Consider the following 13,522-nt stretch of genomic DNA (forward strand, 5'->3'; position numbering starts at 1 on the left):
AACGTTAAATACCTTAGTTTAGACGGCGCCGAGGGGGTAGAGGTTGCGTGGTACGTAGACGCACTGATGAACCCTGCTGGTTCAGCTGGATTCATCCTGCCCAGTGGTGTTTCACCCCTGGGCTTCATCCCTGGCTTAATTCTGCGTTTAATTCTGCGTTTAATTCTGCGTGAAACGCACCAGGATCTCGGAGTGCCCCACGACGATCAGATCGCCGTCGGCCAAGAGCCAGTTTTCTACGGGTGTATCGTTCACAGTCGTGCCGTTGGTGGAGTTCAGGTCGGTTAACACCGCGTCGTAACCGTCCCAGACGATATCCGCGTGCTGCCTGGAAACTCCGGTATCGGGGATGCGCAGATCCACTCCATTGCCGCGCCCGATGATGTTCGAACCCTCCTGGAGCCAGTATTTTCGATCGGAACCATCTCGCAGATGCAGGATCACGCGCATGTCGGATTCTTGGTCCGCGTAGCCCTCGCCACCGTTGACGGGCGTGTCGGGTGCGGCTTGCGCAATGATCTCCGTGCCGGGGTAGCTGGGCTGTTGTGCTTGTGGTTGGTCTGGGGTTGGGGATTCTGTTCCATCGACGCCACCCTGGTCCCCATCCCAGCCTTCATTGGCACTCAGGGAATCCCCGTGAGCGCGGCGTGCGTGGTCATTGTCATTGTGGGAATCGTTGTTTTGGGGTGCGGCAGTAGATGCGCCAGCGCCTGCCGAAGCTGCGCCAGCAGAACCGCCATCGGCAGCATCAGCGTTGCCCGCACTACCCGCACTGGCATGACCCGCACTGGCACCGGGAGCATCAGCACCAGCCACATCGGCACCGACAGCATCAGAGTTGCCCGCACTGGCACTACCCGCACTGGCTGCAAAAGCCGAGCCCATACCAGCCGCGTGCGCACCGCTAGGACGAACTACATCTGCTAAACCGCGATTTCCTCTACTTGCGCCACGATTGTCGTCCGCGTGGCGATCGTCCTCGATACTTGTCGAAGGGGAATTCGTGGCGGACTCGCGTGCGTAATTCTCCCCGGGCTTCTCCGAGACCTCGTCCGACCTGGCGTATTCCGAATCCGGCTCCCGGTACGTGGCTTGGCTAAACGCAGTGTCCTCGTACACACGCTCACCCGGGGCGCTTTCAAAGTGCCCGCTGCCGGATGTTGGGTTGTTTTCGGCACTGTCATCGGTGAATCCGCGAGCGTTGGTGCTCGCCTTGGCATCGTCACTGGGACGGCCAGATAAGTCGTAGGCTGCGGAATCGTGCGCATCGTATTCACGTGCGGTGGCTGAGCGCTGACCATTGCTGTTGCGCTGTGGCCACTGGGCCGGAGAGCTCAATTGCTGCCCAGGGTAAGAATCTGGGTAGCTGCCGTCGGGCGATCCACCTTGTTCATCAGCGCCATATTGCCCGTTGGCGGACTGGTCGGATGCCTGGGCAGAGGCGTCGCTGCTGGCGGTGGGGGCGTCGGGTGAAGAAGACCGACGATCCGGTTCACCGAACAGTGAACGGGCCCGCAATTGACCGCTGTGGAGGTTCCGGTGAGCGACGATTTCCACGGTGATGGGTTGCGGGGTGGTCCAACCGTTGTTGCGGGTGAAGCGGGTGAGGCGGTCTGCGAGATCGCTTTCGAGGTTAGGGCGATCCTGAATGAGGCTTTCGTGATCATCAGCGGAGACCAAGACCGTGTAGAAACAAGGTGCGAGCTGCTTGCCGTAGTTATCGGTCATGACGGCTTCTTCGGCCTGCTGCTTGAGCAGCTCATCAATCTCCGTCGGGACAACCTCGCCACCGAATACGCGCGCTAGACCGTTGTCTAAGCCACGTTGCAGTGAGCTATCCAGTTTGCGGAAGCGACCGAAAAGATCCATCGGGTTTCCTTTCTTATCTTTATCCAACGCGCGGTCTGCGTAAGTCGTGCGCACGAGGCCGGGTGGGCCGTGCTGGGTGGGCCGTGCCGGGCGGACGAACGAAGCTGTACATCAATGTGGATCATCCATAGGGGCGGAAAACTCCGCAACTGTAACAGCTGGTAATCCGAAGTCGATAGCTCGGTGGGCAGGACTCTGGATACGGGGCTTCCCCTTGGATTCGTTAAAACCCTCTTGGGCGGGCCCTCACGCCAACCGCACGCGACGGCAGGTGAGGCCGCCGTCGAGTGGTTGCAGCCAGTATAGAGCACAATATGGGCATAACTACATTTGAGACACCGTTCCGAAGGTCCTTGTGTTCGATGTTTGCGCAGTTGAGGCGCGTATTTTGTTTAGATTTAAGAAGCCGTGCTAAAGTTTTGTCCTGTCGCGAAAAGCGGCACCATGCGAATGGACATAACGCAACTCGGGCGAGTGGCGGAATTGGCAGACGCGCTGGCTTCAGGTGCCAGTGTCCTTATAGGACGTGGGGGTTCAAGTCCCCCTTCGCCCACGAAAAACCGGAAACCCCGGGGCATCGAAGTGATTCGGCGCCCCGGGGTTTGCGCATTGTGAGGCAGGGGTAAGGCTGTGGCCAGTTGGTCCTGGCAACGAGCTGGCACGTTAAGTGCTTGGTTTCTTTAGAGCGATCGCCAGGCCAGTGGCAATAGGTACTAACCCGACCACCACAAGGTATGCCAGCTCCGTTTCGGCGGAATAGAACGTGGACAAACTGCCGGCCAGGGAGGTGCCGATCGCCAAAGACAAGAAGAACAGGGCGGAGAAACGGGTGGCGAATGCGGTAGGGGCGTGCGCAGCCGTGGCTGCCATGCCGATCGGGCCGATGAATAGCTCGCCTAGGCTCATCAAGAGGATGCACACTGCTAGAGCTAGAAACGGCACCGATGCGGAATGAGCAAAAGGTAGGAGGGATAGGATTCCGGCGCCGGCCAATGCCAGCCCGCCACCCATGAGGCGGTTGCGGCCGGGCATCGCACGTGTAGCCAGCACGCCAGCGATGGGCAGCGTGAAAACCAAGATGTAAAAGGGATTGAGGGATTGGGTCCATGCGGCGGGGACTTCGAAGGATCCGATAGTGCGATCAAGGCGCTGGTCCGAATAGACTGCGAGCACGCCATAAGTCTGTGATTGCAAAGCCCAATACATCGTTGAGGCCACGAAAAGCGGAATAAAACCGACTACACGGGTACGTTCATCAGCGTTCACCTGCGACGAGGTAAGCATCACCACAAACAGTGCTACCGCCACGGTGACGGTTGCGATGAGCAGGCCAAAAGCCATGCGATTCGGGGTGATAACCCCGGTAGTGATAGACCAACTTCCAGCGGCGATAGCTACTGCGGCGAAGACGAAAACAAGGACTAACCGGCGCGGTGCTAGCGGATTGGCTGGCTGTGTCACCTGTGCTCGCCCCGCGCTATCCAAGTTCGATAGCATGCGTGAGCGCAGGGCGAGGTACATGGCACAACCGATAGCCATGAGCAGAGCAGCCGCACCGAAACCGACATGATATCCGCGGGTCTGCGCTAACCAGCCGGTTAGCATTGGCCCAAAGAGGGCACCAATGTTGATGCCCAGATAGAAGATCTGAAACGCGCCGTCCCTTGCGCCAGCTTCCGGGGGGAAAGCGGCTCCCAGGATGGTGATCGCTGCAGTCTTGAGCAACCCCGAACCCAAGGCCAGGGGCAACAAACCTGCAAACAACCCGGGGAATCCCGGAATGAGGGATAACGAAAGGTGGCCCGCGATCAAAAGGCCCGCGCCCGTGAGCAGTGTGCGTTCTGCACCGAGCACGCGGTCTGCGACCCAACCTCCCGCAAATGTAAACAGATACAGCAGCGCACCATACGCACCGACTAGTGCGGTGGCATGGGATTGTTCGAGTGCTAAACCCTGTGCTTGGTCGTAGAGGTAATAGGTAAGGATGGCTTGCATGCCATAGAAGCTGAAGCGCTCCCACATTTCCACACCCGCAATGGCGGGCAAGGCGGGTGGAACCGATTGAGTTGTACGGTGTTCAATTGTTGTCATGAAAAGTCATTATGCATCACGACGGACTGTGCTACAGATGAATCCATGAAGTTTTTGAACAGTGTTCAAGTCGGTGAGGTAGATGCCGCCCATATTTGGCATCCCTATGCCGCCCCCGGGTCGCCTGCCCTCCAAGTGGTGGGCACTGAAGGCGCGTACCTACAGCTGGCCGATGGACGTCGGGTTATCGATGGCATGAGTTCTTGGTGGGCCGCCTGCCACGGGCATTCCCACCCACGGCTTGTAGCAGCGGCAAAAAAACAGATCGATAGCTTTAGCCACGTCATGTTCGGCGGGCTCACCCACGAGCCGGCTGCGCGACTGACAGCGAACCTCATGGACCTCACTAACAACCAGTTCGCACAGGTCTTTTACTCCGATTCCGGATCGGTTTCGGTGGAGGTTGCTGTGAAAATGGCACTGCAGTATTCCCGTGGTATTGGTAAACCCCAGCGCACCAAGTTATTGACCTGGCGCTCGGGCTATCATGGCGATACCTTCGCAGCCATGAGTGTGTGTGACCCGGACGGCGGCATGCACTCGCTATGGACGGGAATCCTCGCCGAGCAGATCTTTGCACCGGCACCTCCCGTTGCAGGTGCGAGCCATGAAGAACACTCCACTTACCTTGCGCAGATGGGACAACTCATCACCGATGAGGTAGCGGCAATCATTATCGAACCAGGTGTCCAAGGCGCCGGCGGTATGCGCTTTCACGACCTGGACTTAGTAGCCGGCGTGCGGCAGCTGTGCGACAAACATGGGATCCTGCTGATCGCCGATGAAATCGCCACTGGGTTCGGCCGGGCAGGGGAACTGTTTATGACTCAAGCCGCGGGCGTGGTTCCCGACATCATGTGCGTAGGAAAGGCCCTGACCGGCGGGTTTATGTCACTGGCCGCGACCCTTGCCACCGCGCGTGTGGCGGAGGGCATGCAACCGCGCGCACTCATGCATGGCCCTACGTTCATGGCCAATCCCCTAGCGTGTGCGGTTGCAGCCGAATCTACAGAAATGATTGCTGAGGGTACGTGGCGCACCCATGTCCCCCGTATCGAGGCCGGATTGCGGGCCGGGATTCCTCGTGCCCGGGTACGCGGAGCCATTGCCGTCCTAGAGATGGACCACGAGGTGGATATGGCCCGTACCACCACCGCCGCCCTAGAACAAGGTGTGTGGCTGCGCCCATTTGGTCGGCTTATCTACACGATGCCGCCCTTTATCTGCACCGATGAGGAAATCGCGCGCATTTGCCGTGCGGTCGTCGCAGCAGGGGAGGCCGCATGATTTACTGCATTACCGGAACCAACACGGACGTGGGAAAAACCATCGCCACGGCGGCCCTAGCTGCGCATTACACCGCTCAAAGCCTCCGCGTCACAGTGGCCAAACCAGTACAAACGGGTGAACCTCCCGGGCACGGCGATACCACCACGGTCGCCCGACTGACCGGTGTGCAGACCTGCGAGTTCGTGCGCTATCCAGAACCACTAGCCCCAAACCTTTCTGCACGGCGCGCTGGGATGCCCCAACCGGACCGCGAAGAATTGGTGAACTGGATTCGGGGTATAGAGGCCGACATCGTCCTGGTCGAAGGTGCCGGCGGGTTGCTGGTGCGCCTCGCGGATGATTTCACGCTGGCTGATGTCGCCGCTGATCTAAGCGCACCGCTCATTGTGGTGACGAGTTTGGGTTTGGGCAGCCTCAACGCTGCGGAACTCACCGTGGAAGCTGCGCATTCCCGGGGCCTAAAGGTGGCGGGGCTCATCGGTGGATCGCTGCCGGCCACACTCGACCTCGCCACGCGCCTCAATATCCAGGAACTGCCACACATCACGGGCGTACCGCTGCTCGGGTGCATCCCGGCTGGTGCAGGAGCGCTGAATCAGGAGGAGTTCCGCTCCCACGAGTTCTTTAACCCTGCTGCACTGCCTCTACTAGCGCCTTCGCCAGCTTCTCCGAAGATTGTGGATTCTGACCGGTAAAGAGGTTGCCATCGCGTACCAGCTTTGGACGGAATGGGAGGGTGGCCTTTTCGTACTTCAGGCCGGCTTCCTTCAAACGATCCTCCAGCAGCCATGGTGCCTTGGACTTATCCGTGACCATGCCTTCTTCGGTGTTAGACAGCGCGGTAATCTGCTTCCCCGCGAAGGGGGTCTGGCCGGTGGCGTCGTCAATAGTGGCCAAAAGAGCAGCCGGCGAGTGGCACAGTAAACCCAGCAGCTTGCCGGAGGCCAGGCGCTCGGTGAGGATTCCACCGGAAATCTTGTCGTACGCCAAATCTTCCATGGGACCGTGGCCACCGGGGTAGAAGATGATGTCGTAGGAGGCAGCATCGACCTTGTGCAGGTCCTCTGGGTTGTTCAGCACGTGGGACATCTGCTGTACCTTGTCCGCCATTTTCTTGGCGGTGGTGGGCAACATGCCACCCTTTACGCTAATGCTGACGGGATCAACCGTGGGGGCGACCGCGCCGGGAGTTGCGATGGTGACTTCGAAGCCCGCATCGCGGAAAATGTCGTACGGCACCACCAATTCCTCAGCCCAAAACCCGGTGGGGTGGTGGCTGCCGTCGTTCAACGTCCAGTGGTCGGCCGCGCTCACGGCCATCAAAACGGTGGTCATTATGGATTGCTCCTAAAAATCTAGTACCGGGAATTCGGGATAGAATGGATAATTATGAAATCCGAGTCCACAGCTAACACCACACACTCGGGCACTGTACACCTCAACAGCGTGACCAACGCGAAAATTCCACAGGGATTGGATGATCTCATCGGCCATACGCCGCTTGTGGAACTGAGCCACCTTGCCCAAGCTTTCAACCGGCCTGACGTGCACATTTATGCCAAGCTGGAGCAATTCAACCCGGGCGGCAGCGCGAAAGATCGCACCGCCCGGGCGCTCGTTCAAGCAGCCGTCGAAGCCGGCATGCCGGAAAACCCAACCCTGGTGGAATCCAGTTCCGGGAACCTAGGCATGGCGCTGGCCCGGCAAGCGCAGATGCGTGGCTGGAATTTCTACTGCGTGGTGGATCCACGGGTTAATGATTCCACTGTGGCCACCATGCATGCTCTTGGCGCGCACGTGGAGCTCATCGAGGAGCCCGATCCAGAAAACGGTGATTGGCTGACGGCCCGTCGCGCCCGCGTAGCCGAATTGATGCGCACTGTGGATGGGGCGGTCAACTTGGATCAGTATTCCAACCAGGCCGCGTTCACTGCGCATGATGAAGGCACGATGGCGGAAATCATTGGTCAACTGGGCTATGCTCCGGATTGGTTGTTCGTCGCAATGAGCACCACCGGCACCATCGGCGGTTGCATTCAGCGACTGCAACGAATTGGGGCTGCTACTTGCACGGTGGGCGTGGATGCGCACGGTTCGGTGCTCTACCAGGGTAAACGCGGCGAACGCATGTTACCGGGATTTGGTGCAGGTGTGGTTCCGCATCTCGCGACCATTAATGAGCCTTCGAGGGTCCAGCGCGTGCACGATATTGATTCCGTCATCGGTGCTCGCGCTCTCGCGCGTACTGAGGGGCTGATCCCTGGCGCATCCGGCGGGGCGGTCATCTCTGCGCTCCATGCTTGTGTGCCACACATCCCGGAGGGCGCCAGCGTTGTCATCGTGCTTCACGATGGCGGTACCAACTACCTCAACACTATCTACGATGACGGCTGGGTGCAGGAGAATCTGCAGGTCAGCGCGGAAGACTTGGAATCACGAATCAACGCGATCACCGGGGAGGGCTCAGTTCGATGAAGGTTGGCCTTATCGGTGGCGGGCCTCGTGCGCTGTGGGCGGCGGAGGAACTTGTTTTTTTGTTCCGACGCCACAAGCTGCCCCTCACCATTGTGTGCTGGGATCCTGAAGAACCTGGCGGTGGAAGGGTATACCGAGCGGATCAGCCGTTGTGCTGGCGCCTCAACGTACGGTCGGACATTGTTCGTACTCATATCGGCGCCTTCCCCAACTGGTTGGATCGCAATCTCACCCGCGATGCGCAGGGGCGGGAGACCTATCGCGGGAAAGTCTTCACGGCGGAGGATAAGGTCTTTGCCCCGCGTGCAGTGGTGGGGGACTTTCTGCGGGATAGTTGGCGGGCGCTCGTTGATGGGTGTGGGAAGGATGAAAAGGAATCACCCTCCCATGGCGGTCCGAGCATCGCGATCGCACACATCCCTTCCCGAGTGGTGGAGGTCCATTCCGTAGATGGCAAGGGTGTAGGTAACTGCCGCATCGTGGCTGCGGATGGCAGTGAAGAGTTCGTGGACGAGGCACTAGTGGTCACTGGGCACGCTGCCAGTTGGGATGGGCAGCAAGAGGACTTCATTGCTGCCCACGATCACCACAGCTTGGAGAGCATTCCTGCCGGCGCGGACGTGGATATTCGCGGAATGGCACTGACTTTCATTGATGTGTGTTTGGCCCTCACTGAGGGGCGTGGCGGGGTGTTCGTGCCTGCTGGTGATGCTGCGGTCGATGTCACTGGTGGAAGCACGCCAGCGGGTACACATGATGCGGCCCATCCTGACCCCGTTCAACCGGGTGGTCCGGCGCACCAGCCATTGCGCTACATTCCATCGGGCCGAGAACCTGCGCACTTGTATCCGTACAGCCGCTCGGGCCAACTGATGCACGTGAAGCCCGACCCATCCAGTCCGTGGGTTAACCTGGAAGTTCCAGGCCAAGAAGAGTTCGAAAAACGTATTCGGAACTGCGCCGATGTGGCGGAGATGCGCGCGATTCTGGATGAAGTGACCGACGTTGTGATGGCGGCGGCGCGCGAGCGGGCCGAGGAGCTCCAAGCAGCGCGCAACCAGGCAACCCACTACCCCGGTCGACAATGGGCACGGGGAGAAGCATGGCGTCGAATATATGGAGCGATCGTCGACCGCGCCAGCTACCTAGCCCCCGGTGATCTAGAAGGTTTCTACGAACTAGGCCGCGAGCTGGAAGCCATCGCTTTCGGCCCGCCACCGGTTACAGCAAAGCGAGTCGACGCCCTCGTGGCCGCCGGAATCGTGGTGTTGCCGCAGGGTGGGGGCGAACCCAAGGGCGCTCCGACAGATGCGATCCATGTGGACGCGGTCATCGCACCGCCGGGATTGCAACCGGGAACGGTTTTGGAGGACCTCGTGAATCGCGGTGATGTCCACATGTTGCCACAGGGCGGGCCGAATATTGGCCGCGATGGGATGGCTCCTGGCAAACACATCGCGGTCATTGGGCGGGATGTGGAACCGCGCGTTATTGGGCACGATACGTTGAATCGAGCCATGCATAAAGAGATTCCCACCTGGGCTTTCACCGTTTTCAACCGCGCTTTAGATGCGCAAGCAGAAACTAGCAATAATGGGAGGCATCATGACTGACAAAACCCTCGATAACCGGCGGTTCCCCCGCCACATGCACGCTACCGTGCCAATGACCGCTCGGTTGGAACCGTGGATGCAGCGTCTACTTGCCGATCCAGCGCAGTGTGCAAACCTGCTACAGACGTATGATTCCCCGGTCAACGTGTTAGCGCCACATGTCCTGCCACGGAATGCCGATGAGTTGGTTCGCGCCGGGGAGGTCAACGGTGTGGAAGTGCGCGTGTTTTATGCGCGCAAGGCCAATAAAGGTTTGAGTTTTGTGGATGCGGCCCTAGCGGCAGGTCACCGCATTGATGTCGCCAGTGAGCGCGAGTTGCTCCAAGTCCTGTCCCGCGGGGCCGAACCGGACCACGTGATCCTCTCGGCGGCGGTGAAGCCGGATCGCTTGCTGCAGCACGCGGTGGGTGCGGGTGTGTACATCAGTGTTGATAGCGTGGCAGAGATGCAGCGCATTCAGACCGTCGCCAGTGCCGCGAGTGCCACGGCGCGGATCGTGCCACGCATTGCGCCGAATCCCAACCGCTTGCCACCCACGCGTTTCGGTGAGTTGGCGGGGACGTGGGAAGCGGCGTTGCAGCAGGGTCTGCCCGAGAGCGTGCAGGTCCACGGTGTGCACCTTCACCTGCACGGATACTCGGAGGCCGATCGCCGTATTGCATTGGCTGATGCCATCGCGGTCGTTGATACTGCGGTGTTGGCTGGCCATCCGGTGAACTTTATTGATCTGGGTGGCGGGGTGCCCATGAGTTATCTCGACGCCAAGCCGGAGTGGGACAACTTCCAGAAAGAGTTAGCGGCCGCCCGCGCCGGGGAGCGGGAGCCATTCACCTGGAAGGGCGATCCCCTGAACAACACGTACCCATTTTGGCAGGAGCCCACGCGTGGGGAGTGGCTCAAGCAACTGCTTGCCGGCCAGTTGGGTGGTGATGTGGAGGACGCGACATTCGGGGAATCCGCCACCGCGCACGAATCCTTTGCGGAGCACTCAATTGACAGCGATTCCACGGTTCCCGTTGCCGAGGCATTGCGCAGCCGTAACCTCCGTCTGCACATGGAGCCCGGTCGCAGTGTGCTCGATGGCGGCGGTGTCATTCTCGCCCGCGTGGCATTCGTGAAGAAGCGCAGCGACGGTGTGGATATCGTGGGCTTGGAAATGAATCGCACGCAGTGCCGGACAACCTCTGATGACATTTTGTTGGATCCGGTGTTGGTTCCCGCGGCCGCGCGCCCCACCGCGGCCGGCTCCCACGAGGCCGAAAATGGGTCGCAAGCTGCAGTGGCCGAAAATGGGTCACAAGCAGCGGCTGTAAATGGGCAACAAGTAGCAGCGGCCGAAAATGGGCAACAAGCAGCAGTGGCCGATCTACGCGAAAACGCTGGGCTGAATGCTTTTTTGGTGGGTGCGTACTGCATCGAGGACGAGGTGATTATTCGCCGAGCCATGCACTTCCCCGATGGTGTGCAACCCGGTGACGTTATCGCGATTCCCAATACGGCCGGATACTTTATGCACATCCTGGAGAGTGCCTCCCATCAGATTCCCTTGGCGCGCAATGTGTTCGTGGATAGTGCGGGGGCGAATCCCCTACCTGATGAGATCGACTTGATCACCGCCGCCCGTGCTAACGCTGATTCCGCGCGTGGCAACTGATCGTGTACATCCACCGGGAGGCGATACCGTGCCTCTCGGGGTCATCCCGTCGTTCCGCTTTGCGTTTCGTAGCCCGCAACGGTTGCGTATGGAGGTTTTCGGCGGTATCGCCGTATCGCTGGCGCTGATCCCGGAAACGATTGCGTTTTCGGTTTTGGCTGGTGTGGATCCCGCAGTGGGGCTGTACACATCGGCCATCATGGCTATAGCTATTGCCTTTACCGGTGGGCGACCTGCCATGATCACCGCTGCTGCCGGTGCAGTTGCGTTGGTTTCTGCGCCACTGGTGAAAGCCCACGGTGTGGAATATCTCATTGCAGCAGCTTTGCTGGCTGGAATTATCCAGATCATCTTGGGCGTTGCGGGCGTGGCCAAGTTGATGAAGTTCATCACCTTGCCGGTGATGAGGGGATTTGTCAATGCGCTGGGTATTTTGATTTTTACCGCGCAGCTGGAGCACGTTATCGACAAGCCGTGGATAGTGTTTGTGCTGTTGGCAATCGGTATCGCGCTGATGCTAGTGGTGCCGCGATTCCTGCGCGCCATTCCCGCCCCGCTAGTTGTAGTGGTGCTGGTGACGATCGTCGCGGTCGTGGCGGGGTGGCGCGTACCGACCGTGGGGGACATGGGGGATCTGCCACGCGCTTTGCCGCATGTCCATCTGCCACAGGTGCCCCTGGAATGGCACACGTTCCGCATCATTGCGCCGTATGCGGTTGCGATGGCGATTGTGGGCTTGGTGGAATCACTTTTGACGGCACAGCTGGTTGACGAGATCACCGATACTCCCTCCAGCAAAACCCGGGAAGCGTGTGGCCTTGGCGTCGCGAATATCGCTGGTGGTGTATTCGGCGGTATGGGTGGCTGCGCGATGATCGGTCAAACGATGATCGGTGTGAATGATTCTGGCGCTCGCACCCGTCTTTCTGCCTTTGTTGCTGGGTTGTCGTTGTTGGTGCTTTTGCTTCTTTTTAACGACGCCGTCGGCGCCATCCCCATGATCGCCCTTGTAGCCGTGATGATGGTGGTGGCTGTGCGAACGGTCAATTGGCGGTCCGTGGATCCGCGCCGCGTTGCTCGGATGCCGTGGACTGAAACAGTTGTCATGGTGGTGACTGTGGTTCCCACGTTGTTGACCCATAACCTCGCGGTGGGCGTGGTTCTGGGTAGCGTGCTCGCGGTGGTGTTTGCCCGGTGGTAGCGTGCTCGCGGCCGTGGTTGATCGATCTTCGTGCACCGTCTAGCTGCCCGCTCACTGTGGCCACTTTGATGTGCATCGGTTCCTGCGGGCGGGTCTCGATGGGGTTCCTATGGATGGCGCTTTCCCGCACGTCACGTACCCAGTCCCAGCGCGTCATCTAGTACCCGCCGCCCATGCACTCGTTCGTGCACTTGTTCATGCACTAGTTCGTGCACTCGTTCATTCAATGTGCAGCAGAACTCTGACAAAATGGCGCGTTTTTGTTGGACTTCTGCTGCACATTTGTCGTCCTGGGGGAGTATTGGTTGATTTGTGTGCGGGGAATGCGGGCGCCGAGGCGTTCGGGAGAGCCCCTAACAGTCCTACAGGCAGCCGATTGCGCACCAATCCCAATCGGCTCTCAGGCATCCGGAAAGCAATATCGGCAACGGAAAGCAGCGGAATTCCCACACGCCCGGCAGCCTTGCTTGCAGAGTTGACGACCCATACAGGATCGCCCCGGCAGCCTTGCTTGCGGAGTTGGCGACCCATGCATGAACGTCCCGGCAGCCTCGCTTGCAGGGTTGACGACCCATACAGGAACGTCCCGGCAGCCTTGCTTGCAGAGTTGGCGACCCATACATGAACGCCCCTGCCACACAAGCGGGCATGATTGTCATTCTTATTGAAAACACCCCCGCGCGGGGGCTGCCGCGAACTGCAACAATGACAACTATTGAAATCTAATTGAAAACCAGTAAGGTGGAGGTTGACGGCAGGGCCCCTTCCTCGAAAAGGCCCGCCCCCGGCGGTGAATGGTCTGGTGAAGGACCAGGGCGGCGTCGGAAAGAGAAGAAAAAGTAGAGGCCGGTAATACCCGGCGCAAACGTGCTTCACACAGCACCACGGCGAAAAAGGAGACAGCAATGTCCTGCAAGACTCACGAAAGCCACGACCACCAGCACGGCCCAAACTGCGGCCACGTAGCGGTGCCTCACGGCGACCACGTTGACTACGTCCACGACGGTCACCTGCACCGCAACCACGATGGCCACTGGGACGAATGCGAGACGACTGAGCACCACGCCCACGACGATCACGACCACGAGCATGGCCCCAACTGTGGTCACGTTGCAGTTCCTCACGGCGATCACGTGGATTACATCCACGACGGTCACCGTCACGCGGCACACGATGGCCACTGGGACGAGCACTAATCGCAGCTAGCGCGGGGTGAATCCATCGCCCCTCACAGGGTTTCACCGGCCACTTCCTACGGAGCTTTCCTAGGGAGTGGCCGGATTTTGCTTTAAGCTGGGTTGGTCAAAGAACTATTGAGGAGTGATTCGC

At 59.5% G+C, this 13,522-nt stretch carries 8 protein-coding genes, 1 tRNA gene and 2 pseudogenes; 8 read left to right on the plus strand and 3 right to left on the minus strand.

Going from position 1 to position 13,522, the window contains the following annotated elements; genetic code table 11:
- Positions 1–159 precede the first annotated feature (159 nt).
- A complete protein-coding gene (locus HMPREF3098_RS06365; RefSeq protein WP_141739691.1) occupies positions 160–1,923 on the minus strand; it encodes a DUF3662 and FHA domain-containing protein in 1,764 nt (587 codons plus the stop codon).
- Positions 1,924–2,337: 414 nt separating this feature from the next.
- On the opposite strand from HMPREF3098_RS06365, the gene HMPREF3098_RS06370 reads away from it, so the two are divergent.
- Positions 2,338–2,422, plus strand: a tRNA-Leu gene (locus HMPREF3098_RS06370).
- A 110-nt stretch (positions 2,423–2,532) separates the two neighbouring features.
- Here the strand turns inward: HMPREF3098_RS06370 and HMPREF3098_RS06375 are convergent.
- Positions 2,533–3,960 carry a peptide MFS transporter gene (locus HMPREF3098_RS06375; protein WP_070434428.1) on the minus strand — a complete coding sequence of 476 codons (1,428 nt, stop codon included), beginning with the start codon at positions 3,958–3,960 and terminating at the stop codon, positions 2,533–2,535.
- A gap of 45 nt (positions 3,961–4,005) precedes the next feature.
- Between HMPREF3098_RS06375 and HMPREF3098_RS06380 the strand changes: the two genes are divergently transcribed.
- Positions 4,006–5,247: an adenosylmethionine--8-amino-7-oxononanoate transaminase gene (locus HMPREF3098_RS06380; RefSeq protein ID WP_070434429.1), complete on the plus strand. Its 1,242-nt coding sequence runs from the start codon at positions 4,006–4,008 to the stop codon at positions 5,245–5,247.
- The gene (bioD, locus tag HMPREF3098_RS06385; RefSeq protein WP_070434430.1) at positions 5,244–5,945 is read left to right on the plus strand and encodes a dethiobiotin synthase; all 702 of its coding nucleotides are present in this window, start codon (positions 5,244–5,246) and stop codon (positions 5,943–5,945) included. The genes HMPREF3098_RS06380 and bioD overlap by 4 nt, the downstream gene beginning before the upstream one ends.
- On the opposite strand, the gene HMPREF3098_RS06390 is transcribed toward bioD, so the two are convergent.
- Entirely contained in the window at positions 5,875–6,585 is a 711-nt protein-coding gene (locus HMPREF3098_RS06390) for a type 1 glutamine amidotransferase domain-containing protein (protein ID WP_070434431.1), read from the minus strand. The genes bioD and HMPREF3098_RS06390 overlap by 71 nt on opposite strands.
- A 54-nt stretch (positions 6,586–6,639) precedes the next feature.
- On the opposite strand from HMPREF3098_RS06390, the gene HMPREF3098_RS06395 reads away from it, so the two are divergent.
- From HMPREF3098_RS06395 to HMPREF3098_RS10990, 5 genes and pseudogenes are all read left to right on the plus strand, one after another.
- Positions 6,640–7,725 (plus strand): pyridoxal-phosphate dependent enzyme, encoded by a 1,086-nt coding sequence (locus tag HMPREF3098_RS06395; protein WP_083284231.1) that lies wholly within the window; start codon positions 6,640–6,642, stop codon positions 7,723–7,725.
- Positions 7,722–9,338, plus strand: a complete 1,617-nt coding sequence (locus HMPREF3098_RS06400) for an FAD/NAD(P)-binding protein (protein WP_070434432.1) — start codon at positions 7,722–7,724, stop codon at positions 9,336–9,338. The genes HMPREF3098_RS06395 and HMPREF3098_RS06400 overlap by 4 nt, the downstream gene beginning before the upstream one ends.
- A gap of 226 nt (positions 9,339–9,564) precedes the next feature.
- Positions 9,565–10,992: pseudogene (locus tag HMPREF3098_RS11685) on the plus strand (hypothetical protein); the annotation flags it as partial.
- Between the two features lie 88 nt (positions 10,993–11,080).
- Positions 11,081–12,187, plus strand: a pseudogene (locus tag HMPREF3098_RS06410) (SulP family inorganic anion transporter); the annotation flags it as partial.
- Positions 12,188–13,098: 911 nt separating this feature from the next.
- Positions 13,099–13,389, plus strand: a complete 291-nt coding sequence (locus tag HMPREF3098_RS10990) for a hypothetical protein (protein WP_083284237.1) — start codon at positions 13,099–13,101, stop codon at positions 13,387–13,389.
- Positions 13,390–13,522 lie beyond the last annotated feature (133 nt).

This window comes from Corynebacterium sp. HMSC28B08 (assembly GCF_001806865.1).
In the GTDB taxonomy this organism is placed as follows: Bacteria; Actinomycetota; Actinomycetes; order Mycobacteriales; family Mycobacteriaceae; genus Corynebacterium; species Corynebacterium auriscanis.